Raw genomic sequence first — 22,470 nt, forward strand, 5'->3', positions numbered from 1 at the left:
TTCAACAACATAAGTTTGGTGAAGATTTTCAAACGCTAAATAAGTTTTTTCATCTAGTAAAGACTTTACAAAAAGAGTATCTCTTTGGTTAAGTGCTTTAAACATTGCATTTGCATCTTTAGTTTTTCCAGATGCTATTTCAATGCTATCCATGATGAATAGACTACCATTATTTGCATGCTCAGCAAGAGCGAAGTTAAGAGCAAGTTTCTTTTGCTTTTTATTAACTTTAAGATCATAGTTACGATTGTTACTAGAACCAAATGCTTTACCACCGCCCACAAATAAAGGAGAACGACGAGAACCCGCACGAGCGCGTCCGCCACCCTTTTGAGCCCATGGTTTCTTACCACCACCTCTAACTTCACTTCTACCTTTTGTAGTAGCGTTGTTTGAACGCATTGCAGCTTGCGCTGACTTAACATAGAGGTATAAGTTGTGAGGATTAATACCAGAGAAACTCTCTGGAAGTGCTAACTCAGATGCTTTTTGCATTTTATCATTTAAAACGATTGCGCTCATTATTTAGCTACCTTTACACGACCTAAAGAACCATTAGCTCCTGAAACTGAACCAACTACCGCAATGATATTGTTCTCAGCGTCATAAGAAATGATCTCATTTTTAACACTATTTTGTGTGTTTCCGTATTGTCCAGGCATTTTCTTGCCCTTCATAACGCGACCTGGCCACTCTGCATTACCGATTGAACCTGTTCTACGACCAAATCTATGACCGTGAGATGCAGGACCACCAGAAAAATTCCAACGCTTCATTGCTCCAGAGAAACCGCGACCCTTAGTAGTAAAAGTAGATTTTAAAACTTTAGCTTCTGCTAAAGGTGCTAAATCTAAATCACCAGCTTCAGTATTTGCTACTTCTAAAGTAACAAAACGATTAAACTCAGATGAAATGCTGTATTTCTTTTGCTGACCTTCAATTGCTTTATTCATTTTTTTACCGCTGTTGTAAGCTACAATAGCTGTACCATCATTTACTTCACAAACCTTAGCATCTAGAACTCTTAACAGAGTAACTGGCTTACTTGGTACTGTGATTGTTCGGCTCATACCGATTTTTTCAACAATATATTCCATGCCTACTCCTTACTTGTCCATAGAGCGTACTTCTACGTCTACCTCTGGTGCAAGATCAAGCTTCATAAGAGAATCAACTGTCTCAGGCGTAGCTGATACTATGTCAATAACTCTAGCGTGCATACGAATCTCAAATTGCTCACGAGCTTTTTTGTTAACGTGAACTGATTTAAGAACAGTATATTTGCGAATCTTTGTTGGCAAAGGTATTGGACCACGAATTGCAGCACCTGTACGCTTTACAGCCTCAACTATTGACGCTACTGATCTATCAAGTACACGATGATCGTAAGCTTTCAATTTTAAACGAATTTTTTCCATGTTTTTCCTTCTAAAGAACTCGTCAGGTCCTGCCTGACTATATTAAGGGAGCGGAATTGTACCCAAATGGATCTAGATATTCAAGACTTTTAGCATTAAATTTCAATATTTAGTAAAATTTGTTTCCTTTAAGTAAGGAAGTGATAAAATTGCTTTATGGAAATACTACTTCAAGAATTATACAAAACCGATATTAGTCCAGACAAGTTTCACTCAAGAAAAGTTCATCTAGATCACAGAAGTTATCAGATAAACGGCATCACACAAAGTGGAAAAACAAAGCTTGTAAAAAACTACCTGCTCTCACTTAAGAAAATTAGCTATCTATATATAGAGTGTTCAGATATTAGAATAGTCATAGATGAACTAAACAAGTCACTTGCAAAATTTTGTAACCTCAACAAGATAGACACTTTAGTTTTAGACAACTACACAAGTGCCATTAAGATACCAAATGTAACTCAGCTTATTATCTGCTCACAAGTTCATCATGATCTCCCATTTTTAGAGAGTGTTTGGCTGTACCCACTTGACTATGAAGAGTTTTTAGCTTATGAGTATAAGTACGATTCAACTGCACTTAACCACTTTTTTCAACTAGGTGGCTTTGCTTCTATGCACAAGATCTTAAGCGATGAGAGAAATATATACATACAAAAAACACTAAAGTTCGCACTAGATGATGTTGAGTTTGATATCTTAGTTTTGTGTGCAAAGTTGATGGCTCAAAAGCTCTCACCATTTTCTATATATGAAAGACTAAAACAAAATAGAAAAATCTCTAAGGATAAACTATATGTATCTTTTGACTCACTAGTTGATAAAAGATATATTCATCTCCTAGCAAAAAATGAACATCCAAAGGCCACTAAGAAGATCTACCTTTGTGATATCTCTTTAAAATCAGCACTTTGTTTAGATAAAAACTTCTCAAGACTCTTTGAAAATATGATCTACTTAGAACTTTTAAAGTCAGGTGTAGATTGCTATTATGATGATGGAGTAGATTTTTATATCCCTTCAAAAGATGAGATCATTTTATGCAAACCCTTTGGAGATGAGAGAAGTTTATTTAAGAAGATGCAACTCTTAGAGGCTTTTATATTTAGTTACAAGATTAAAAAAGTAACAACTATAACTATGAACACAGAGGGAAGTATCAGTCATCCTCTATCAAAGGTTGAGATGTTACCATTTGATATTTGGGTATTAGGAGATTAATGTATGTTATGTGGAATTGATGAAGCTGGGCGTGGACCTCTTGCTGGAGATCTCGTTATTGCAGGGTGTGTTTTAAACTCTAGTGTAGAAGGTTTAAATGACTCTAAAAAACTCAGTGCTAAAAAAAGAGAGCTTTTGTTTGAAGAGATTATAAAAAACTCACACTTTCATGTAGTAAAAATTTCACCTAAAAGCATAGATGCTGATGGCTTATCCCTTTGCATCAAACGAGGGCTTCAAGAGATTATAAAAAATATGCCTGGTTGTGAGTATCTTTTTGATGGAAATTCTAATTTTGGTGTGAGTGGGATTGAGACTATGATAAAGGCTGATGGAAAAGTAGCAGAAGTTAGTGCTGCTTCGATTTTAGCAAAAGTAACTCACGATAGAGATATTCTGAGTGAGGCTAAAAAATATCCAGAGTATCAGTTTGAAAAACACAAAGGTTATGGAACGGCTCTACATGTTGAGATGATCAAAAAATATGGATATTGTGAGATCCATAGACGAAGCTACAAATTAAAAGCGCTCCAAGCGACACTATTTTAAACGCTACTGCTTTTAATTTGTAGCAGTTGCGTTTAGTGCAAGTATCGCCATATTTTGCATATGTGTAGTAATATCTTTTTTTGCTTCTTTTGCTTTTTTTAGTTCTTGTAAAAAGTATTCTTTAGTTTGCTCATCTGCTAGGTTAAAGACATATAAAACCCATTCAGTATTTAGTTGTATATCTTCTTGTTCTTTTGTTACTTCAAAGACTCTATAAAGATTTATATCTGTATCTTTTAAAAGCTCTAAAACTTCTATATAAAAAGATGTTACATCATAGTTTATAAGTGAATCTAACTCTTTTTTTAATATATTAGCATCAGTACCATAAGCACCATTTTTTCCAACTATAAGAGCATCTCCAACAACGAGCTGTTCACCTATAAAGTAAGCTTTTTTAGACTTCTTAATGGCATCTGCATCAGTATAAATTGTATGACTCTCAAGAGTTGATAGTTCATCTGTTTGAGTTGAGTCAAAAAAACTATAAACTGCATCTGCTTGCATTTCTATATTTATAGATTTTGTCTTTTTTGTGTTTGAATCAATTGCGTAAGCTTTCATTTAAAAATTCTCCAATAAGATAACATTTACAAAAGTACCCTCTTCTAAGTCACCATCTTCTTCGCCAGTTACCATCAAAGCACTACTGCGAAGAAGGTTAGTGAGTATTGCTGAGCTTCCTACTTTTTTACCCTCAAAGTCAACTAAAAACTCCCCATTTTCCACACTTACATTACAAGCACTAAACTCACTAAAACGACTTCTTTTTGTAAAGCCCTCTTTTAGTCTTGCTTCTACTTTTTTGTAAGGCTCATTTTTGCCTAACATCTTGGCAACCAAAGGAAGACCATAAAGAACTGCTGTTACAGTTGAGGAGTAGGCAAATCCTGGCAAGGCTAAGATAAACTTACCATCTTTTTGAGCTACCATAACATGGCGACCTGGTTTTATAGCCACACCTTTAAAAACAACTTCTGCTCCAAGGCGAGGAACTATATCTTTTACAAAGTCATAATCTCCAACACTCACACCACCAGTACTTATAACAATGTCTGCAGATGCAAGAGCGTTTTGAAACATTTTCATGATAGAGTCTTTATCATCTGGCGTGGTTCCAAGTTGCAAGGCCTCTGCTCCCGCTTGTTTAAACATAGCACAAAGAGTGTAGTTGTTTGAACTCCTTATCTGAGCTGGTCCATCACTTTGTTCTCCAAGATCTAAGATCTCACTACCAGTTGAGATGACGGCAACTCTAGGTTTTATGGCAACTTTAACCATAACACAGTTTAGTCCAGCCATAACGCCAATCTCAGCAAATCCTATCTTAGTACCTTTTTTTATAAGTACATCACCAGACCTATAACTCTCACCAATTGGACGAACTGATGAACCAAAAGCCACTCTCTCATCTATAAAGATCTCATCACTATTTTGACTCACACTTACATTTTCTATCTGTATAAGAGTGTCGGTTCCCTCTGGCATCATTGAACCTGTAAAAGTTTTGATGCACTCACCATCGCCGACAACTCTTCTCTCATCGCTTCCTGCTGGATTGTCTCCGAGGATCTTGATGCTGTCTTTGTCTAGATCTGCATGTTTTATTGCGTATCCATCCATTGCTGCTGTTGGAAACTCTGGATCATTAAACTCGGCTACTATATCCTGAGCTAAAACTCTTCCTAAGGACTCACTTAAGCTTACTTTTTCTTTTCTTACATTTCCAATATCAAGTAGATCCAGCATATTTAAACTTGTTTCAAAAGATAGTAGTTTCATCTTTCATCTTCCTTGTTTTTCTTATCGCTAAGTAGTCCACTTCCCTTTATAGCAGTAGATCTCTCTTTTGCATATATTCTTTTGTTATCCCTTAGATCATACTTCCAAATAGGAGCAGATGCTTTAAAGTCTTCTACATACTCATCTATAAACTCTAAGGCAACTCGTCTCTTTGGTGAAAAAACTGCTGCGATATATGAAGATTCATGAAGCAAAACATCGCCTCTTGAGTGTGCCATTTTTATGATAGCTCCTTTTGCTTTTGCTCTTGCCTGCCACTCATCAAACCACTTATTTAGTATAGGTTCATATATGTCAAAACTAAGTCCATCTATCTCATCTTCGCTTCTTACAGTTCCAACAAAAGAGATAAAAGCACCATAATTACTACTAGTTTCTTCTTCATACCAATCTTTTAAAATAGACGCAACGCTAAGCGAGCCATCATAGAGCTCTAACATAGATCAGCCTCCACAAACTGGAGGTAAAAGTGAGACTTTATCTCCACTTACAAGTGTAAAATTTCTATTGTTTACAAGAGTGTCATTAACTGCAACTGCCGAGTTTTCAAGCCACTCTTGCATCTCTTTATCATCTTTTAAAATAGTCGCTAGCTCGTTTAGATTTGTTATATTTAACTCCATAGTCTCTCTTTGTATAGGACCTAAAAATTCTACTCTTACCATTTTGTGCGCTCCAAAACTTTAATTTACTTAAGCGATTATATCCAAAATATACAAACCCTACATTTGTATAAGTTAAGTGCTGTATAATTTCGCTAAAACTTTAGATAAAGAGCGAAAAGGGGTCTATTTTGGTTTTTGGAAAGATTGAATACTTAAACCTTCTTCCATTTCATATCTTTATGAAACGCTACACAAAAAGCTCTCAACAAAGTATGAGTATGCACTACAAAAGAGGTGTTCCTGCAAAAATAAATGAAGAGTTTTTGGCTCGTAGAGTTGATGCTGCTTTTATCTCTAGCATCAAAGCAAAAAAACACAGACATGTAGATCTAGGCATCATTGCAAGAAAAGAAGTGTTGAGTGTTTTAGTCGTTCCAAATGTAGAGAGCCAAAGTGATGCTGAGTCTGCAACTTCAAATGTTTTAGCAAATGTATTAGACATAAAAGGCAAAGTTCTTATTGGCGATAAAGCCCTAAAATATTATTTGCAAGGCAAAAGTCACATAGATCTAGCAAAAGAGTGGAACAGGAGACATAATCTTCCATTTGTCTTCGCTCTTTTATGCTATCACAAAGATAAAAAACTTTATAAAAATATAGAAAAAAACTTCTCAAAAAGAAACTTTAAAATCCCTCAATACCTATTAAATGAGGCGTCACAACGGACTCAAATCCCAAAAGAAGATATACTTATGTATCTTAAATACATCTCTTACAAACTAGACTACAAGGCAAAAAAAGGATTAAAACTTTTTTATAAAAAAAGTTCACTCTAAAGCTATTAATGTTATAATTTAGTCATGAAAAAGACATTTTTATTACATTTGATTATACTTAGTCTCTATGCGGCAGAGCCCATTTCTCCGATACCTTTAGATGTTGAAGTAGATCTACCAAAAGCAAACTTAGGCAAAAAACTATTTTTTGACACAATTCTATCAAGAGATAATTCTACTTCATGTTTTAGCTGTCACAATATTTATGATGGTGGAGCAGACTCAAATATTGTTTCAGTTGGTGTCAAAGACAAAAAAGGCAATATTCAATCTCCTACAGTTTTAAACTCTAGATACAACTTTAAACAATTTTGGAATGGTAGAGCAAGAGATCTAGGCGAGCAGATACACGGTCCTATACAAAATCCTGTTGAGCATGATATGGACGCAGAGACTATAGAGATGCGTATCAATAAGATAGATGAATATAAGAAGATGTTTAAAGAAGTTTATGGTGGCAGACATATAACTTACGCACAGGTTATCGACGCGATAGTAGAGTTTGAAAACGCATTAGTGACTCCAAATGCAAAGTTTGATAAATTTTTAAGAGGCGAAATAGAGTTAAGTAAGAATGAAAAAGAGGGCTATGTACTTTTTAAAAAAAATGGCTGTATTACTTGTCATAATGGTATAAATATTGGAGGAAACTCTTTTCAAAAAATGGGCACATTTCAAGAGTATAATGAAGATAGTGACTTCCCAGATAGAAGCAAAATAACTGCAAATCCAGATCATAAAAATGTGTTTAAAGTACCAACTCTAAGAAACATAAATAAAACTGCTCCATACTTTCATGACGCTAGTGCAAAAACGCTAAAAGATGCACTTGGAGTGATGTCAAAACATAACCTTGGCATCATTTTAAAGGATCATGAGGTAGAAGATATGATTGCATTTTTAAAAACATTAGATGGCGAGTTACCTAAGATACTGGACATAAAATGAGATTAAAAAGACTAATCTCCTTAGTTATAGGATTGGGGATTATTTCCTCTATCGCTATTATATATTTTTATATCATACAAAAAGACTTTACAAAGCAACATAGAGAGTTTCTTCTTAGTCTAAACACATTTAAAAGTGCTCATATAGACTTAGAACACCAAATACTTCAAAGTTCCATATATTCGTACCACAACCAAGATGAGATGGCAAAAAATATTAGCTCACTTGAGAACGAGTATAATATTCTCTTAGAGTCCAAAATCTTAAAAGACAAAACATATACAAAAGTTAAAAAAGATCTTCAAGGGCTTCAAAAAGGCTTAAAACAACATATAAGAAACACTCAAAACTATCTCATGTTAAACGCTAGTATAAAAAACTCGCTTGTTTTTTTGAGTAACTTTATAGAAGAAGCAAACTTTTTACAAGAAGAAAATAGAGATTTATTTAAAGATTCGTGGCGTATCTTAAAGAACTTCAATGATGCAAAATTAATGCAAGATATAGACTATATAAATCACAACAGTTTTTTGCTAAGTTCAAATTTAAAAGATGAAAAAGCACAAAACTTTATCAGTAGTTTTAATCTCCATTCAAACTTTCTTATAAAAAACTATCCACCATATATACAAACAACTAAAAATATCCTTGGCGATAATATAAAAGAGAAACTAGAAGAGATAAAAAAGGAGTTTTCTAAGCTTGCTTTAGGCGATTTTAAGGCGCTAGATATATTTGCATCTATCCTCTTTAGCGTCTTTATCTTCTCCTTGCTTTTTATCATTATACTTTTTTTAAAATACCTAAGAGAGAACAAAAAACTTCAAAAAACTACCGCTTCACTAGAGTATTCTCTAACTCACGATCACTTAACAGGACTAAGAAGTAGAGCTGCGTTTGAAGAAAAACTACAAGGAACTGCTAAACCTCATCTACTATTAGCAAATGTTGATTCCTTTAAATGTATCAACGATATTTATGGAAACGATGTAGGAAATATCGTTCTTCAAGAGTTAGCAAGTATTATAAAAACTGAGTTTAGTGATATAAAAAATGCTTCTGTTTATCGTTTAGGAGGAGATGAATTTGGAGTACTCTTTGATGATATAAAAAGCCAAGATGCTTTTGATCTTGCTATAGAATTAGAAAAAAAGATATCTGAGTATAATTTTTTAATATATGAACTCTCTTTGCATCTAAGAGTAAGCATCGCTAGTAACTTCATAGCACCTATACTAGAAAACACAGATCTAGCCTTAAAACATCTCAAACAAGACTATACAACTAGAGTTTTAGAATACAAAGAAGACCTAAATCTAAAAACTAATGTAGAAGAAAATATGACTATAATAGAACATATAAAACTAGCTATAAAAAACAACAATATCATCCCATATTTTCAACCTATAGTAAATCTTAAAACAAACAAAATAGAAAAATATGAAGCGCTTGTTAGACTAAGACTTACAGATGGAATGATTTTGGAACCCTTTAAGTTTTTAGAGATCTCTAAAAAAAGTTCTTACTACCACTACATAACAAAGGCGATGATAGAAAAAACATTAGAGATGGCAAAAGAGTTTCCTCAGTACAGATTTTCTATAAATATCTCGATGATTGATATCCTAGATGCAAAGTTACTAAAAATGCTTTGCGATACTTTAAAAGCAAATCCTGAGGTAGCAAATAGACTTGATATTGAGCTACTAGAATCAGAAAATTTGCAAAATATAGAAGCGGTTCAAGACTTTATTAGCAGTGTTCAAAAGTATGGATCTAAAGTGCTTTTAGATGATTTTGGAACAGGTTATTCCAACTTCTCATATTTCTCTAACTTAGATATAGATCTCATAAAGATAGATGGTTCTATTGTTCGTGAGATAGAAAAAGATAAAAGAAAATTGCATATGCTAAAGAGTATTCATAGCTTCTCAAACGGAATGAATATGAAAAATGTGGCTGAATTTGTTGAAAATAAAGAAGTAGCAGATCTGCTCCATGAAGTAGGTGTCGAGTACGCTCAAGGGTATTACTTTGGCAAACCTCTTGAGCGTCCTCTTGATAGTGACGAAGTTTTAAAATTGAACCCTCTGATTAATCTATAAACTAGATTCCGTGTCAAGCACGGAATGACGGGACACGCATCATCCCGAACAAACAAAACCATCATCCCGAACAAACAAAACCATCATCCCGAACAAACAAAACCATCATCCTCAACAAACAAAACTGTCTTCTTGAACAAGCAAACCGTCATCCTGAACAAACAAAACTGTCATCCCGAACAAACGAACCGTCATCCTGAACTTGATTCAGGATCCAACTCAATTATCTTTCTTCTAAAGAAATGTATAGATTATTTTCTTCAAACTCTATTCTTTGAGCTAAAACACCAACTATCTTATTAAAAGTATCAAAAAAATTCTTATCTAATTTTGCATTTTCTTGTGTGTATTCTCTTAAAAAAGTCAATAGTGCAGATTTTGTATCTCTAAATGTTTTTGTAAATTCGTTGATCAAACTTCTCATTTCATCCTCTTGGTTTTTCTCTTCTCGAAGCAGCTTATTTAACTCTATATCCTCTTTCATCAAATGTTCTAGAGCTATTTTCCGTAAAACTATAAGCTCTCTTCTTACACTATTTTTATCATCTAAAGAGTAAGCATTAATAACTTTTTGTGCAGCATTAACAATCTCTTTATGCTCACGCTTCCACAGTTTAACAAGTTTTTGATTTTTTGAACAAAAGAGTGAAAAAAACATAAATAACCCTAGTATTGACATAAATTTATAACATTATATCATATTTTATTATTTAGGAAATTATAGTTGTTAGAGGGTTTACTGCTTCAATCAAACTCCATAGAATAACGAAGCAGTAATCTGATTATTGTAATATTTTAGCAAGCTCTTTTTTGTAAGCTTCTATATCAAAGTTTTGCATTTGTGATGAACCGCTATCTATGGCAGCAAGGGCTACTGCACTAGAGATCTCAACTATAAGTCTCTTATCAAATGGTTTAGGGATTATGTAATCTCTACCAAATTTAATCTCTTTGCCGTAAAGTTCACAAACATCTTTTGGAACTTTTTGACGAGCTAGCTTTGCTAGTGCATATGCTGCTGCTAGTTTCATCTCATTATTTATCTTTTTTGCTCTTACATCCATAGCTCCTCTAAAGATAAATGGAAAACCTAAAACATTGTTGATCTGGTTATCAAAATCGCTTCGCCCAGTTGCGACTATGGCATCTTCCCTAGCATCTAGTATGTCCTGAGGAAAGATTTCAGGAGTAGGGTTTGCAAGTGTAAAAATTATAGGTTGTGGAGCCATTGACATAACATCTTCGATGGTAAATGTTCCAGGTCTTGATAAGCCCACAACAACATCAGCACAAGCGAAGATTTCCGCGTGAGTCATATATCCAGCAGCACAAAACTCTCTTTTATAGTCATTTAAATCACTTCTACCATTATGAATAACACCTTTAGAGTCAAGCATATAGATCTCTCTTGCACCCAAAAGTCTATATAGTCTTGCACATGATATTGCAGCGGCTCCAGCACCAACTACAACTATCTTTAAGTCTTCTATTTTTCTACGAGTTACTTCACAAGCGTTTATGATACCCGCGGCAGATATTACAGCAGTTCCGTGCTGATCATCATGCATAACTGGAATATCTAACTCTTCAACTAAACGTCTCTCTATCTCAAAACACTCTGGAGCTTTTATATCTTCTAAGTTTATTCCACCAAAAGTTGGAGCTATGGCAGTTACAACTGAACAAAATCTATCTATGCTCTGTGTATCAACTTCTATATCAAAACAATCAAGTCCTGAAAAGCTCTTAAATAAAACACTCTTTCCTTCCATAACAGGTTTAGATGCTAAAGCTCCGATATTGCCAAGTCCTAAAACAGCAGTTCCATTTGTGATAACTCCAACAAGATTCTTTTTTGAAGTATATCTATAAGCATCATCTGGATTTTCTTCTATCTTAAGACAAGGGATAGCGACACCTGGTGTGTATGCAAGTGATAAGTCTTTTTGAGTAAGAAGTGGTTTTGTAGTCTCTACTGATAACTTTCCAGGCTTTGGAAATTCATGATAATCAAGTGCTTCTTGATCTTTAGCGGATATTTTAGGCATAAGAAATATTCCTTTATTTTATTTTGCGAAATTATAACTTTATATAAATTTACTTATACTTATTTTTGTTTAGTTCTTTATCTTTGTATTAGCTACTTATATTTTTTAAAGTTTATTTTTGAAAAATTTGTGGAATATCTAGTCATCCTCTTTAGAAAAAAGAGTGTGACTTTAAACTTCGCATTTTTTGAAGTATTTATGTTTTAGTAAGAGCGGATTCGGATATGACAAGAGGTGCATTGTCTAATTATCTGAGTGTAGTTATCTAAAGCATCATCTAAGTTGTCTGCATCTATAGATAGAACTAAATCATCAGCATACATCTCTATCATTCTTGCTCTTTTGTTAGCAAACTTATCTGCTTCTTGCTTGCCATCTGGTAGATACTTTGATGCATCTGCGGATTCTAAAATAGCTAGTTTAGTTTTTAACTTTTTTACGCCCTCTTTCATCATGATAGGCTTTGCATAAAAACCACCTTTTTGTATCAACTCTACAGCCAAAAGCATTTCACGCATATCTGAAGCTAGTTGCGCTTTTTCTTCAGCATTAGCGAACAAAGACGTACTAAGAAGTAAAATTGCAATTGTTGTTATGATTTTTTTCACATTATGTCCTTAATATTGAATTATCTCTTTAGTGTACTGAGTCAGCTCAACCATAGTAGCACTCTCTTTTACTTTTTTCTTAGCCTCTCTTCTACCCTCATAATATTTTTTAAATTCAGGTTTAAAAGCTTTAAAGTACTCATGAAATTTATCTGGACCAAGTACACCAACTGCATAGATAGTGTCATCATCTGCAATCTCTAAAACTACAGATGCAAGAGGTGCAGATGCTGGTCCTGATATATTTTTACAGCCTTCTTTAGCTTCAAAACTAGATAGATGAGATGAACAAACCATCACACCACCATGATCACATGCCATAGTTTTTTTATCTTTTTGTACATATTGCAAAAAACTATCATCAGGAGTAGGATGAGCTAACTGATGAGAACAAATAGCACTATAAGCAACAACTGTACGCTCTTTACCAACTCCACCCTTCCAAATATACTCTTCACCATCGTCAGATTTTAATTTTACATCTTTTGCTGTACTATCTTCTAAGTCTAAAAGAATAGTTGGTGTACTTACATAAGGATAATTAAAAACATAGTTTGTCTCTTTTTTTAAATCAGCAAGCTTTATAGGTGTGCCTTGAGCATTTAAGAGTTGCACTTTTTCATATGACTCATAAAGACCAGTACTAGCATATAATCTACCAGTTATAGTTGATGGAGAGATTGCCACTAAAGCACCTGTAGCTCCCACTACGCGTAAAAAATTTCTTCTATCCATTTTATCTATTTTCCTTTGATTTAAGTTATTTATCAAGACCCTCTCTTAAAAAAGAGAAGGGGCTTTAAAATGACTTATGCGAATAAATCTCTCATAATTCCGCCGTACCAGTCACGAGTTGCTTTGGCAGTCGCACTTGAACGGTATATACCACTTGGAGCTTTAGGTACATGACCTGCACCTTTGATAAGAGACCCATCCCAGCTAAAGTCGTGAGTAACCATAATAGCCTCTTCTGGATTATCACTAACCATAGAGTAACAAACATTTCCAGCTTTAACAGGAGTTTTCTTAACTTCTAGTTCAAAAGCTTTTCCATGTAGTCTGTGGGCAATTTCATCAGCACACTGCTTACCTGTCCAGTTAGCAGTTTGTCCACTTGGTGGGATACCATGAGCTACAACATCACCAATAGCGTAAACATCTTTATCTGTTTTAGTTTGGAATGAACAACCATTCATAACAACTTTTTTAAAGCCATCAGTCGTAGTTTCAACTCCACTCATCTCAACAACAGGACTAGAAATATTATTAGGGATAAGGTTTAAAACAGAGTATTTAACTGTCTTAACTTTGTATCCTTTATCTTCCATTTCATCTGCAAGATGATATGTTACTGTCTTTGAAACTGGATCAACATCTTGAATCGTAGCAAAGTCAATATGCTCAACTATATCTGCGTATAAGTCTTTCCATGTTTCTTTAAATGCAGCACCTTTAGATACTTTATTTGTAGCATTTAGGATTATAACTTTACCCTCAATACCCTCTTTTTTCATATAAGCTGCTATCATACTTGCACGCTCAAATGGAGCTGGTGGACAACGGTATTTTACATCCGATGGAACAGTGATAACAACATTTCCATCTTCCATATCAACAAGTTGACGTTCTAAAATAACATGTTCTTTTCCTGGAATAAGTGCACCTGGAGCTATACGCTGTATATGCTTGATTTTCTCATCACTCCAATTTGGAAATTGACCTTTATAGTTGTATCCGATACCTGGAGACATAACTAAAATCTCATACTCAACTATACCTTTAGTTGTGTGAATCTGCTTAGCAGATCTATCGATACTCGTTACTTCTGCATGAAGCATCTCATAACCATTCGCCTCAACTGGTTGAGCATAGTCATGTACCAATGTTCCAAGATTAACTCCAGCTATCTTACCTAGGTAAGTATTGGAAAATGGACAAGACATAAAAGTTTCATTTTTTTCAATTACTAAAACATCAAAACTTGAATCTCTTTTCTTTAACTCTTTAGCGACAGTTAAGCCACCAAAACCAGCACCGATAACCACTATCTTGTGTTTACATACTTTTTTACCTGCTTTTGAAGCTGATGCTGGTTTAGCACCCTCATTACATCCTGTAACTGTAGCCATTGTTGCTGCTGCTGCAACGCTTAGTGCACCTAGTTTAAGTGCTTCTCGACGATTCATTTTCATTCATTCTCCTTGGTTGATATAAGAAATCCAAATCTTTAGGATATAGACAATACTATACGCTTTAAGATTATTAGAAACTTAAATTAGAAAAAAGAATATAAGTAAAACTAATCTTAATTCAATATTAAGTATAAGTTTTGATTATTAAATATACTTTAAAATTAACATGTTGTTAAATGTTAAAATATTAAAGTGCCTATTTAACGAACTTTAAATAAAATATGAAACAAATCAACAATAAACTTATCACAATTTACTAGCTTTTTTAGAGAATGTCGTAATTTGTCAGATATTGACATTATGTGTATATTCGTAACATGATAAGTCTCTAAATCATTATTTTTATTTTCTTTATTCATTGTATCTGGGCTTTTATGAAAATAAATATTAGTTGTCATACTCTTTTTGTTGTTTAAATCAGCAGTTTTTACATATAGAACTATACTTAGTCTCTCAGCCACTTTTATTATTACAGTTGGAATAACAACAGCCCCGAAGCATCTTGGAGAATGCCATTGGTTAGCATTCTTATAGTTCGCGGTTGTGTTTACTTATAAAACACATATTCTATTGTTTTAGTAAAGATATGTGACAATGTCAGAACAAATTTTATTATCAGATTAAGGTCATTTATGAAATCAACTATAAAAAACTCAAGTTCTACTTATACAAAAAAAAGAAAGTCTCCTCCTAAAAAAAACGTTATAGATAAAGTTCCGATAAATGAAGTCAAAGAGATGTTTATGGCTTGGTTTAAAAAGCGCAACAGTGTTGGTCAAATTATGACAAAACAAGATGTTGTTCAAAATATTTTAGTAAAACTAAATGCCAAACAAAATGATGCATTAGAAGATGCTATGAATGAGTTAAAAAAAGAGCGGTTTATTGAGGTTAAAGAAGATGGCGTAACATTGGTTTTGACTCAACAGGGATCTGAGTGTTTTTAGTCCTATGCGTTTGATTGCAAAAGTAAAAAAATACTCCACTACAAACACTCTTGTTCTTCTAGGAATTGTCCTTGGAGTTTTGTTTGGTATTTTTTTTCCAGAGATTGCCCTAAAACAGCAGGTTGTTGGTACTATCTTTATCTCTTTTTTAAAGATGTTAGTTGTACCTCTTGTTTTTGCTAGTATTTTCGTAGCCATTTTGGGGCTTGGCTCGCTAGATCATCTCAAAAATATTGGGCTTAAGACCATTGGACTCTATCTCTTAACAACAGCACTAGCTACACTTGTAGCCATTATCGCTATGAATATATTTAATATCGGTGAGCAAGTTAGCAAAGAGGGACTTGAGTTTGCAAAGGCAGCTACGATTGCACCTTTTTCTCTTGAGACTATGATTTTAAGCTTTATCCCAACCAATATATTTAGCTCTATGAGCAATGGATCTATGATGCAAGTTATAATCTTTGCCATACTCTTTGGTGTCGCTTCGCTCTATCTAAAGCCTGAAGAAAAAGGGACTATGCTTAGATTTTTCACAGCCGTCTCAGAGGCAATGCTTAAGATGGCTGAGTGGGTCATTCTTATGACACCCATAGGTGTTTTTAGCCTTATCTCCTATGTTATCGCTGATCAAGGAGTTGATGTTGTTATGGGTCTTTGGAAGTATATACTTGTGGTTGTTGGAGTACTTCTTTTTCATGGAGTTGCTACCTTACCTGCTGTTTTAGCATACTTTGGAAAAATCAACCCTTATCGTTATCTAGCAGATGTTAGAGAAGCCTCGATAATGGCATTTTCTACTGCATCATCAGCCGCAACACTTCCTATCTCAATGCGAGTATCAGAAGAGCTCGGCGGCGTGAGTAAAAAAACAGCCTCATTTGTTCTTCCACTAGGAGCTACTGTCTCCATGGATGGAACAGCAGCCTATCTTAGCGTAGCAGTTTTATATATTGCAAACCTAGCAGGAGTGGAACTCTCTTTAGCAGATCAGATCCTTCTAGGCATCACAGTTGTCTCTTTGAGTGTTGGTGTTGCCGCACTTCCAAGTGCCTCCATCGTAATGATGGTTGTGATACTAAACAACTTAAATCTTCCAGTAGAGTATATTGCTCTCATCGTAGCAGTTGATCGCATTTTAGATATGTGTAGAACATCCCTAAATGTAACCTCAGATCTTGTTGTAACAAAAATCATTGACCGACTTGAGAAAAAACCTTCTTAAAATCAGCACTTTTTACATATAATAAGAGAGATTTTTTATATAGGAATTTTTATGTCTTACCTACAACCTTATGAGTTTGTGACAAAGATGGTGGACTCTGGAGAGTCTAAAGTCTATATGTCAACCAAAGATACCATCATTAGAGCTTTTATGGCAGGAGCTATACTTGGTCTCTCAGCCGCTTTTGCTATTACAGTTGGCATAACAACAGGTTCAGCTCTTGTTGGAGCGATGCTCTTTCCTGTTGGTTTTATAATGCTCTACCTTATGGGTTTTGATCTTCTTACTGGAGTCTTTGTTTTAGTTCCTCTAGCTCTTTTAGACAAAAGAGCAGGAGTAACTCTAAACCAAGTTTTAAGAAACTGGGGACTTGTTTTTTTAGGTAATTTTGCAGGCGCACTTTTAGTGGCTTTTATGCTCTCTTTTGTTCTTACTTATGGTTACTCTATAGAGCCAGATCTAGTTGGAGATAAAATAGCCTCTATCGGCGAAGCAAGAACTCTTGGCTATAAAGAACATGGGATCTCTGGTTGGTTTACTATTTTTATGCGTGGAATGCTTTGTAACTGGATGGTCTCTATGGGCGTAGTTGGAGCTATGATATCCACAACTGTTAGCGGTAAAGCCATCGCTATGTGGATGCCAATAATGCTCTTCTTTTTTATGGGCTTTGAGCACTCTATAGTAAATATGTTTTTATTTCCATTTTCTATGATCTTAGGCGGAGATTTTACAATCATGGACTACCTCATCTGGAATGAGATCCCAACCGTTCTTGGAAACCTAGTAGGTGGTTTAGCATTTACTGGTCTTACTCTATATTCCACTCACATAAGAACTGGAGCAAAAAGAGATCTAACTTAACTCTTCTACCTAAAAAATAAAATATTGATGTACAATAGTGTTATCTGCGATGCTAAAACATTTCAGCTCTTTAAAATAAAGGAGTCTAACATGGAAAAAGGTTTAGGAATCCCCATAAGAATTATTGGACTTGTCTTGATAGTCGTAGGGATTGGTTTTGCGGTGTGGGGATATCAGTTATCCGGCTCTGTTGGTTCACAAGTAACACAAGCTGTTACTGGTGCAGATACAGATAGAGTAATGACTTATTATATCATTGGTGCTGTGGGTTTTATTGTCGGCATCTTTCTTTTACGAAGAAGTTAAGATAAGTCTTTACAAAATTTAAGTTTTGGGAGCATTGCTTCTAAAAACTCACACATATATTGGAGAAATAAAATGCTCGAAACAATTGCAATTATTTTAGTCATTCTTTGGCTTTTAGGGCTCGTCAGTTCGTACACTTTGGGAGGATTTATTCATATCCTTTTAGTTATCGCACTTGTAGTAATCTTACTTCGTGTTATCAGAGGTAGACGAATATAACCCTACTCATGCCTTAGGGCATCTATAGGGTTTAGTCTTGCCGCTTTTCTCGCTGGAAAATACCCAAAAACAACTCCTACTATTGTTGAGAAGAAAAAGGCTATTAAAATAATAGGAATGTTAAAGATAAGTGGCAACTCAAAAAAGAGTGCAACTCCAATTCCTGCACCTACTCCGACAATAATACCTAAGATCCCACCAATGGAAGCAAGAACTATAGACTCAACCAAGAACTGTAAAAGCACCTCTCTCTCTAACGCTCCAACTGCTAGTCGTATGCCTATCTCACGCGTTCTCTCTGTAACAGAGACTAGCATGATGTTCATGATACCAATGCCTCCGACAAGAAGACTTATAGCAGCAACAGCCCCAAGCAAGATGGTAAGTAACTTCGTGGTCGAAGAGAGCGTTTGCACCATCTCACGCATATCGTGGACATTAAAATCATCCTCTTGACCAATCTGGATCTTTCGCCTCTCTTGCAAAATCGAGACAAGTGAGGCTTTTACGCCCTCTATGGCTGAAGCGGTATTTGCTGAGATCATAATCCTAGATATCTCTTGATTTCCACTTATCCGTCTTTGAAACATTCTTATTGGTGTAATTATGATGGCATCTTGATCCATTCCAAACATAGCAGCACCCTTAGATTTTAGCAGTCCGATAACCTCGCATGAGAAACTCTCAAGTCTTATGAGTTCTCCTACAGGATCAAGTGTTCCAAAGAGCTCTTTTCTAACTGTCTCGCCAATTACACAAACGGTTTTTCCACCTTGAAGTTCTGATGGTAAAAAATCCCTCCCTGATGCAAAAACCCAATCTTTGACTATAAAGTAGTCGTTGTTGGTTCCCTCAACAGTTGTTGCATAGTTTTTGTTTGCATATACCGCTTGCATCTGCCTTGAGCCAACAGGAGCTACACCGCGGACATTAATGATCTCTTTTTTAAGTGTATCAATATCGCCATGAGTAAATCTCCTAGATGTAGAGTTCATGCTTGGAGGACCTTGTTTTTGTTGACCTGGTAAAACCATAAGCATATTTGTCCCAAGCTTAGAGATGCTTTGTGTAACATATGCTGTTGTAGCATCTCCTAGCATTATCATCGCAATAACAGAAGCGATCCCTATGACAATTCCAAGTATTGTTAATGCTGAGCGCATAACGCTTCTGCGGATCTCACGAAGAGCTAGTAAAAAGGCATTCCAGATCATAAAACTACTTCCGCATCTTCAATATACTCAATAGCACCATCTCTAAAATGAACTTTTCTTGAAGCGTACTCAGCCATCTCTAGCTCATGCGTCACCATAAGGATGGTGATTTTCTTCTCTCGGTTAAAAGATTGTAAAAGCTCCATAATCTCTATACTTTTTGCGGTGTCAAGATTTCCTGTCGGCTCATCTGCTAGGAGTATAAGCGGATTTGTAGCAATAGCACGAGCGATGGCAACTCGCTGCTGTTGTCCGCCTGATAACTCACCAGGAGTGTGATGTGCTACTTTTTCTAATCCAACACTTTTTAAAGCATCCATAGCCATCTCTCGTCTCTCTTGCGCATTGTAACCACGATAGAGAAGTGGAAGCTCCACATTCTCTATAGCTGTTGTTTTTCCAAGCAGGTTAAATCCTTGAAATATAAATCCGATGTAGTTCCTTCTTAGCAGTGCGCGCTGATCTCGTGATAGAGTCTCTGTGTCAACTCCCTCAAAAAAATACTTTCCACTACTTAATGTATCAAGGCTACCTATCATATTCATAGCAGTTGATTTGCCAGATCCACTAGGTCCCATGATGGCTAAAAACTCCCCTCGTTTGACTTTTAAATCAACACCTCGCATCGCATATGTTTTTGCCTCATTTTCGCCATATGTTTTTGTAGCTCCACGCAACTCTATGATGTACTCTTTCATGGCGTTTTTATTCCGATTAAGACAAGATCTTTTTCACTAAGTTCTGACTTTTTTATAACAGTTAAGCTTCCATTGGTTTTTCCAATCTCAACTTCAACTTTAGTAGGCTTGTTGTCTTGCAATACCCACACATGATGTTTTGAAGCATCTCTTTTGATTTTAGCATGTTTACTTTTTTCCTCTAGCGGTGGAGTAAAACGAAGTGCGGCATTTGGCAAAACTAAAACATCTTCTAAAACATCTGTAATAATCTGCGCAGTTACTGTCATTCCTGGTCTTAGAAAAAGTTCCGAGTTATCTACATTTACAACAGCATCATAAGTTACAACGCCATTTACTATTTGAGAGTTGAGACGCAACTGTGTAAGAGTTCCTTCAAAAAGCTTCTCTGGGTAAGCATCTACATTAAAGTTTACTCTTTGTTGCTCTCTTACATCTGCTATGTCTGCTTCATCTACACTTACAACTACTTTCATCTTAGTCAAATCTTCTGCCATCTTAAAGAGCACTGGTATAGTCATAGTAGCGGCCACACTCTGCCCTGGTTCGATCTTTCTATCTAAGACTACACCATTTATAGGAGATACTATAGCTGCTTTTTTAAGATCATCTTGAGCTGCTTTTAACTCGGCACTTGCCTGATCTCGCCCAGCTTTTGTGGCTTGCAAGGAAGCCTTAGCTAACTCATAAGAAGTAAATGCGACATCAACTTCTTGCTTTGATGGATAGTTTCCATTAGTTACCTCAACCATTTTCTCTACCCGTTTCCACTCATTTTGAGCTTTGTTTAGCGAAGCTGTTGCTTCTGCGATATTTGCTTGAAGTTTTGCAAGTGCGGCTTGGTAACTTGTTACTTTTGAGGAGAGTTTTACCGTGTCAAGCCGTGCCATAAGCTGTCCTTTTTTAACCTGCTCATTATAATCTACTAATACCTCACTTATGGTTCCAGAGACTTCTATACCTACATCAACCGTATTTGTAGGTTCCATATTTCCAGTTGCTGATACAGTTGTTGTGATGGTTTTTTTCTCCAAAGTAGTTGTTTGATAGTTTAACTCTTTTTCTTTTGCACCATATGTTAGATACCAAAAAATAGCTCCTGCAATAAGAAGTAAAAAAACAAAAATCCATATATATTTTTTATAGCCACTCTTTTTATTTTTACCTATATTTAGAGTCTCTTCTATCGTTTTGTGATTGCTCATCTTCTATCCTTGAAATTGAGTGCAAAATGCAGTTTTGCTAACTCTATTTGTATATTTATCTCACTTAGTTTTATATTTAGTTTCTCGATCGCTTTTGTGTTTTTTATAATCTGCAGATCATATCCTGTCTTCTCTCCCGTATTTACTCCTGCTTCTATAGCTTCGATAAGTTCATCATACAAAGAGAGATTTTTTGAAGTGATCTCGTTATAACTGCGATAACTCTCTATAAGCTCTATCGACTGAGTGTAAGAGGCTTTTGTGATCCTATATGTATCTGCCACTTGAGCAGCTTGTTTTAAATAACTAGCTTTTGCTTCTTGCGTAGTAGCATCTGCATTGTAAGTAAGAGGAATATTTAGAGTAACCCCCGCACCATAGTAATTGCCATCATACTTGTTTTCATATTTTTTTGAATCGTACTCTCTGTAGCCAACATTTGCATTTAGTGTAACGCTAGGTAGATAGTTGCTCTTTGTTACACCATAAAGCGACTCATAACTTTTTGCTTGAAAGCGGAGATAGTTTAGATTTAGATTATTTTCAAGATAGGCGTCTCTCTCTATAAGAGTAAATGTTGGAAGCAAAAATTTAGCTGGATCTACATCACTTAACTTTAAAACTTCTCCTCTTAACTTCGCGAGCATATACTGATGTGTTACTAGATTTTTCAATTCACTACTTTGTGCAACCAAGGCATTGTTTAACTCTGTAATATCAGCCTTGCCCACATCATAAAGTTGTCGTTTTATAAAGATCTCTATCTCTTTGTTTTTTAGTATCAACTCACTCTGCTCTTTTTGATAGAGTGTTTTTTTGTAATCTAAAAGTGTAGTAAAAAGTTGTTCATTTATAGAGGCCATCTCTTTTGATAGCGAGATCTCATCTGTTCTTTTTTTCGCATCAGCATACTCTATCTGGTATGTAATACCACCGGAGCGGAAAATATCTTGAGAGATAGAAGCTGAGACATTTGTATTTGTGCCATAATCTCCAGTATATGCTTTGTCATATCCGTAAGAAGCTCCTAAATTAAGAGGTGTTATCCAGTTGTATCTTAGTTTTTCATACTCTGACTCATATCTGTTTTGCTCTTGAAGCAAAAGATTTTGCTTCTCTTGTGAAAGAAGCTCTTTATCATCAGCACTTAGTGATATGAAAGCTAAAAGATGAAATATTATAAAGTAAACAACACTATTTTTCATTTTTGTCCTTAACTTTTTAAAATTATATATTTAATTGAACCCTATGATTAATCTATGAACTAGATTCCGTGTCAAGCACGGAATTACGGGACGCGCGTCATCCTGAACAAACAAACTGTCATTCCAAACGAACAGTCATCCTCAACGAACAGACTGTCATTCCAAACAAACTGTCATCCTGAACGAACAAACTGTCATTCTGAACGAACAAACTGTCATCCCAAACGAACAAACTGTCATCCTGAACTTGATTC

The 22,470-nt window shown here is 35.2% G+C and carries 26 protein-coding genes; 10 read left to right on the top strand and 16 right to left on the bottom strand.

All coding sequences use genetic code 11. The annotated features are described in order from the left end of the window. From rplD to rpsJ, 3 genes are all read right to left on the bottom strand, one after another. The coding region (rplD, locus tag M0Q24_RS00505; protein ID WP_295045658.1) for a 50S ribosomal protein L4 at positions 1-522 on the bottom strand (522 nt) is incomplete at its 3' end. Next, positions 522-1,097, bottom strand: a complete 576-nt coding sequence (gene rplC / locus M0Q24_RS00510) for a 50S ribosomal protein L3 (protein ID WP_295045660.1) — start codon at positions 1,095-1,097, stop codon at positions 522-524. The genes rplC and rplD, both read right to left, overlap by 1 nt. 9 nt (positions 1,098-1,106) lie before the next feature. Continuing rightward, positions 1,107-1,418, bottom strand: a complete 312-nt coding sequence (rpsJ, locus tag M0Q24_RS00515; protein ID WP_021287746.1) for a 30S ribosomal protein S10 — start codon at positions 1,416-1,418, stop codon at positions 1,107-1,109. 156 nt (positions 1,419-1,574) lie between these two features. On the opposite strand from rpsJ, the gene M0Q24_RS00520 reads away from it, so the two are divergent. Beyond that, positions 1,575-2,639, top strand: a complete 1,065-nt coding sequence (locus M0Q24_RS00520; protein WP_295045666.1) for an ATP-binding protein — start codon at positions 1,575-1,577, stop codon at positions 2,637-2,639. Positions 2,640-2,642: 3 nt separating this feature from the next. Beyond that, complete coding sequence (locus M0Q24_RS00525; RefSeq protein WP_295045670.1) at positions 2,643-3,188, top strand: ribonuclease HII; 546 nt, start codon at positions 2,643-2,645, stop codon at positions 3,186-3,188. Between the two features lie 12 nt (positions 3,189-3,200). On the opposite strand, the gene M0Q24_RS00530 is transcribed toward M0Q24_RS00525, so the two are convergent. Genes M0Q24_RS00530 through M0Q24_RS00545 form a run of 4 tightly spaced genes read right to left on the bottom strand, consistent with a single transcriptional unit; the run spans position 3,201 to position 5,656 of the window. Next, complete coding sequence (locus tag M0Q24_RS00530; RefSeq protein ID WP_295045673.1) at positions 3,201-3,752, bottom strand: hypothetical protein; 552 nt, start codon at positions 3,750-3,752, stop codon at positions 3,201-3,203. Beyond that, a complete protein-coding gene (gene glp, locus M0Q24_RS00535) occupies positions 3,753-4,970 on the bottom strand; it encodes a gephyrin-like molybdotransferase Glp (RefSeq protein ID WP_295045676.1) in 1,218 nt (405 codons plus the stop codon). Continuing rightward, the gene (locus M0Q24_RS00540; RefSeq protein ID WP_295045678.1) at positions 4,967-5,431 is read right to left on the bottom strand and encodes a molybdenum cofactor biosynthesis protein MoaE; all 465 of its coding nucleotides are present in this window, start codon (positions 5,429-5,431) and stop codon (positions 4,967-4,969) included. The genes glp and M0Q24_RS00540 overlap by 4 nt, the downstream gene beginning before the upstream one ends. Positions 5,432-5,434: 3 nt before the next feature. Beyond that, positions 5,435-5,656: a MoaD/ThiS family protein gene (locus M0Q24_RS00545; protein WP_295045681.1), complete on the bottom strand. Its 222-nt coding sequence runs from the start codon at positions 5,654-5,656 to the stop codon at positions 5,435-5,437. Between the two features lie 128 nt (positions 5,657-5,784). Between M0Q24_RS00545 and M0Q24_RS00550 the strand changes: the two genes are divergently transcribed. From M0Q24_RS00550 to M0Q24_RS00560, 3 genes are read left to right on the top strand one after another with little or no spacing between them, the layout of a single operon-like run. After that, positions 5,785-6,432 (top strand): MqnA/MqnD/SBP family protein, encoded by a 648-nt coding sequence (locus tag M0Q24_RS00550; RefSeq protein WP_295045685.1) that lies wholly within the window; start codon positions 5,785-5,787, stop codon positions 6,430-6,432. Between the two features lie 24 nt (positions 6,433-6,456). Beyond that, positions 6,457-7,380, top strand: a complete 924-nt coding sequence (locus M0Q24_RS00555) for a cytochrome c peroxidase (protein ID WP_295045687.1) — start codon at positions 6,457-6,459, stop codon at positions 7,378-7,380. Further along, the gene (locus M0Q24_RS00560) at positions 7,377-9,485 is read left to right on the top strand and encodes an EAL domain-containing protein (protein WP_295045689.1); all 2,109 of its coding nucleotides are present in this window, start codon (positions 7,377-7,379) and stop codon (positions 9,483-9,485) included. Before M0Q24_RS00555 ends, M0Q24_RS00560 begins: the two co-directional genes overlap by 4 nt. A 223-nt stretch (positions 9,486-9,708) precedes the next feature. Here the strand turns inward: M0Q24_RS00560 and M0Q24_RS00565 are convergent, their stop codons facing one another. From M0Q24_RS00565 to M0Q24_RS00585, 5 genes are all read right to left on the bottom strand, one after another. After that, positions 9,709-10,143 carry a hypothetical protein gene (locus M0Q24_RS00565; protein WP_295045692.1) on the bottom strand — a complete coding sequence of 145 codons (435 nt, stop codon included), beginning with the start codon at positions 10,141-10,143 and terminating at the stop codon, positions 9,709-9,711. Between the two features lie 124 nt (positions 10,144-10,267). Further along, complete coding sequence (locus M0Q24_RS00570) at positions 10,268-11,533, bottom strand: malic enzyme-like NAD(P)-binding protein (protein ID WP_295045695.1); 1,266 nt, start codon at positions 11,531-11,533, stop codon at positions 10,268-10,270. A gap of 203 nt (positions 11,534-11,736) precedes the next feature. Continuing rightward, a complete protein-coding gene (locus M0Q24_RS00575) occupies positions 11,737-12,141 on the bottom strand; it encodes a hypothetical protein (protein WP_295045698.1) in 405 nt (134 codons plus the stop codon). Positions 12,142-12,150: 9 nt separating this feature from the next. Next, positions 12,151-12,876 (bottom strand): twin-arginine translocation signal domain-containing protein, encoded by a 726-nt coding sequence (locus M0Q24_RS00580; protein ID WP_295045701.1) that lies wholly within the window; start codon positions 12,874-12,876, stop codon positions 12,151-12,153. Positions 12,877-12,950: 74 nt separating this feature from the next. Beyond that, on the bottom strand, positions 12,951-14,327 hold the full coding sequence (locus M0Q24_RS00585) for an FAD-dependent oxidoreductase (protein WP_295045703.1): 1,377 nt from the start codon (positions 14,325-14,327) through the stop codon (positions 12,951-12,953). Positions 14,328-14,965: 638 nt separating this feature from the next. Here M0Q24_RS00585 and M0Q24_RS00590 point away from each other — a divergent pair. From M0Q24_RS00590 to M0Q24_RS00610, 5 genes are all read left to right on the top strand, one after another. Beyond that, a complete protein-coding gene (locus M0Q24_RS00590; RefSeq protein ID WP_295045706.1) occupies positions 14,966-15,280 on the top strand; it encodes a hypothetical protein in 315 nt (104 codons plus the stop codon). A gap of 4 nt (positions 15,281-15,284) precedes the next feature. Further along, positions 15,285-16,505 carry a dicarboxylate/amino acid:cation symporter gene (locus M0Q24_RS00595; RefSeq protein ID WP_295045709.1) on the top strand — a complete coding sequence of 407 codons (1,221 nt, stop codon included), beginning with the start codon at positions 15,285-15,287 and terminating at the stop codon, positions 16,503-16,505. Positions 16,506-16,556: 51 nt separating this feature from the next. Next, a complete protein-coding gene (locus tag M0Q24_RS00600) occupies positions 16,557-17,369 on the top strand; it encodes a formate/nitrite transporter family protein (RefSeq protein WP_295045712.1) in 813 nt (270 codons plus the stop codon). 90 nt (positions 17,370-17,459) lie between these two features. Next, positions 17,460-17,675, top strand: coding sequence for a DUF3185 family protein (locus tag M0Q24_RS00605; protein WP_295045715.1), 216 nt, complete (start codon positions 17,460-17,462; stop codon positions 17,673-17,675). A 72-nt stretch (positions 17,676-17,747) separates the two neighbouring features. After that, positions 17,748-17,894 carry a lmo0937 family membrane protein gene (locus tag M0Q24_RS00610; protein ID WP_295045718.1) on the top strand — a complete coding sequence of 49 codons (147 nt, stop codon included), beginning with the start codon at positions 17,748-17,750 and terminating at the stop codon, positions 17,892-17,894. Positions 17,895-17,896: 2 nt separating this feature from the next. On the opposite strand, the gene M0Q24_RS00615 is transcribed toward M0Q24_RS00610, so the two are convergent. From M0Q24_RS00615 to M0Q24_RS00630, 4 genes are read right to left on the bottom strand one after another with little or no spacing between them, the layout of a single operon-like run. Next, on the bottom strand, positions 17,897-19,108 hold the full coding sequence (locus M0Q24_RS00615; protein ID WP_295045721.1) for an ABC transporter permease: 1,212 nt from the start codon (positions 19,106-19,108) through the stop codon (positions 17,897-17,899). Continuing rightward, the gene (locus M0Q24_RS00620; RefSeq protein WP_295045724.1) at positions 19,105-19,806 is read right to left on the bottom strand and encodes an ABC transporter ATP-binding protein; all 702 of its coding nucleotides are present in this window, start codon (positions 19,804-19,806) and stop codon (positions 19,105-19,107) included. The genes M0Q24_RS00615 and M0Q24_RS00620 overlap by 4 nt, the downstream gene beginning before the upstream one ends. Then, positions 19,803-21,011 carry an efflux RND transporter periplasmic adaptor subunit gene (locus tag M0Q24_RS00625; protein ID WP_295045727.1) on the bottom strand — a complete coding sequence of 403 codons (1,209 nt, stop codon included), beginning with the start codon at positions 21,009-21,011 and terminating at the stop codon, positions 19,803-19,805. The genes M0Q24_RS00620 and M0Q24_RS00625 overlap by 4 nt, the downstream gene beginning before the upstream one ends. Then, the gene (locus M0Q24_RS00630; RefSeq protein WP_295045731.1) at positions 21,008-22,216 is read right to left on the bottom strand and encodes a TolC family protein; all 1,209 of its coding nucleotides are present in this window, start codon (positions 22,214-22,216) and stop codon (positions 21,008-21,010) included. Before M0Q24_RS00630 ends, M0Q24_RS00625 begins: the two co-directional genes overlap by 4 nt. Between the last annotated feature and the right edge of the window lie 254 nt (positions 22,217-22,470).

The organism is Sulfurimonas sp., from assembly GCF_023228785.1.
In the GTDB taxonomy this organism is placed as follows: domain Bacteria; phylum Campylobacterota; class Campylobacteria; order Campylobacterales; family Sulfurimonadaceae; genus Sulfurimonas.

Bases quoted from the DNA above. Each gene is read 5' to 3' on its own strand.
- rplC (WP_295045660.1), bottom strand. From the start codon at position 1,097: ATGGAATATATTGTTGAAAAAATCGGTATGAGCCGAACAATCACAGTA.
- rpsJ (WP_021287746.1), bottom strand. From the start codon at position 1,418: ATGGAAAAAATTCGTTTAAAATTGAAAGCTTACGATCATCGTGTACTT.
- M0Q24_RS00520 (WP_295045666.1), top strand. From the start codon at position 1,575: ATGGAAATACTACTTCAAGAATTATACAAAACCGATATTAGTCCAGAC.
- M0Q24_RS00525 (WP_295045670.1), top strand. From the start codon at position 2,643: ATGTTATGTGGAATTGATGAAGCTGGGCGTGGACCTCTTGCTGGAGAT.
- M0Q24_RS00530 (WP_295045673.1), bottom strand. From the start codon at position 3,752: ATGAAAGCTTACGCAATTGATTCAAACACAAAAAAGACAAAATCTATA.
- glp (WP_295045676.1), bottom strand. From the start codon at position 4,970: ATGAAACTACTATCTTTTGAAACAAGTTTAAATATGCTGGATCTACTT.
- M0Q24_RS00540 (WP_295045678.1), bottom strand. From the start codon at position 5,431: ATGTTAGAGCTCTATGATGGCTCGCTTAGCGTTGCGTCTATTTTAAAA.
- M0Q24_RS00545 (WP_295045681.1), bottom strand. From the start codon at position 5,656: ATGGTAAGAGTAGAATTTTTAGGTCCTATACAAAGAGAGACTATGGAG.
- M0Q24_RS00555 (WP_295045687.1), top strand. From the start codon at position 6,457: ATGAAAAAGACATTTTTATTACATTTGATTATACTTAGTCTCTATGCG.
- M0Q24_RS00560 (WP_295045689.1), top strand. From the start codon at position 7,377: ATGAGATTAAAAAGACTAATCTCCTTAGTTATAGGATTGGGGATTATT.
- M0Q24_RS00565 (WP_295045692.1), bottom strand. From the start codon at position 10,143: ATGTTTTTTTCACTCTTTTGTTCAAAAAATCAAAAACTTGTTAAACTG.
- M0Q24_RS00570 (WP_295045695.1), bottom strand. From the start codon at position 11,533: ATGCCTAAAATATCCGCTAAAGATCAAGAAGCACTTGATTATCATGAA.
- M0Q24_RS00580 (WP_295045701.1), bottom strand. From the start codon at position 12,876: ATGGATAGAAGAAATTTTTTACGCGTAGTGGGAGCTACAGGTGCTTTA.
- M0Q24_RS00585 (WP_295045703.1), bottom strand. From the start codon at position 14,327: ATGAATCGTCGAGAAGCACTTAAACTAGGTGCACTAAGCGTTGCAGCA.
- M0Q24_RS00590 (WP_295045706.1), top strand. From the start codon at position 14,966: ATGAAATCAACTATAAAAAACTCAAGTTCTACTTATACAAAAAAAAGA.
- M0Q24_RS00595 (WP_295045709.1), top strand. From the start codon at position 15,285: ATGCGTTTGATTGCAAAAGTAAAAAAATACTCCACTACAAACACTCTT.
- M0Q24_RS00600 (WP_295045712.1), top strand. From the start codon at position 16,557: ATGTCTTACCTACAACCTTATGAGTTTGTGACAAAGATGGTGGACTCT.
- M0Q24_RS00605 (WP_295045715.1), top strand. From the start codon at position 17,460: ATGGAAAAAGGTTTAGGAATCCCCATAAGAATTATTGGACTTGTCTTG.
- M0Q24_RS00610 (WP_295045718.1), top strand. From the start codon at position 17,748: ATGCTCGAAACAATTGCAATTATTTTAGTCATTCTTTGGCTTTTAGGG.
- M0Q24_RS00615 (WP_295045721.1), bottom strand. From the start codon at position 19,108: ATGATCTGGAATGCCTTTTTACTAGCTCTTCGTGAGATCCGCAGAAGC.
- M0Q24_RS00620 (WP_295045724.1), bottom strand. From the start codon at position 19,806: ATGAAAGAGTACATCATAGAGTTGCGTGGAGCTACAAAAACATATGGC.
- M0Q24_RS00625 (WP_295045727.1), bottom strand. From the start codon at position 21,011: ATGAGCAATCACAAAACGATAGAAGAGACTCTAAATATAGGTAAAAAT.
- M0Q24_RS00630 (WP_295045731.1), bottom strand. From the start codon at position 22,216: ATGAAAAATAGTGTTGTTTACTTTATAATATTTCATCTTTTAGCTTTC.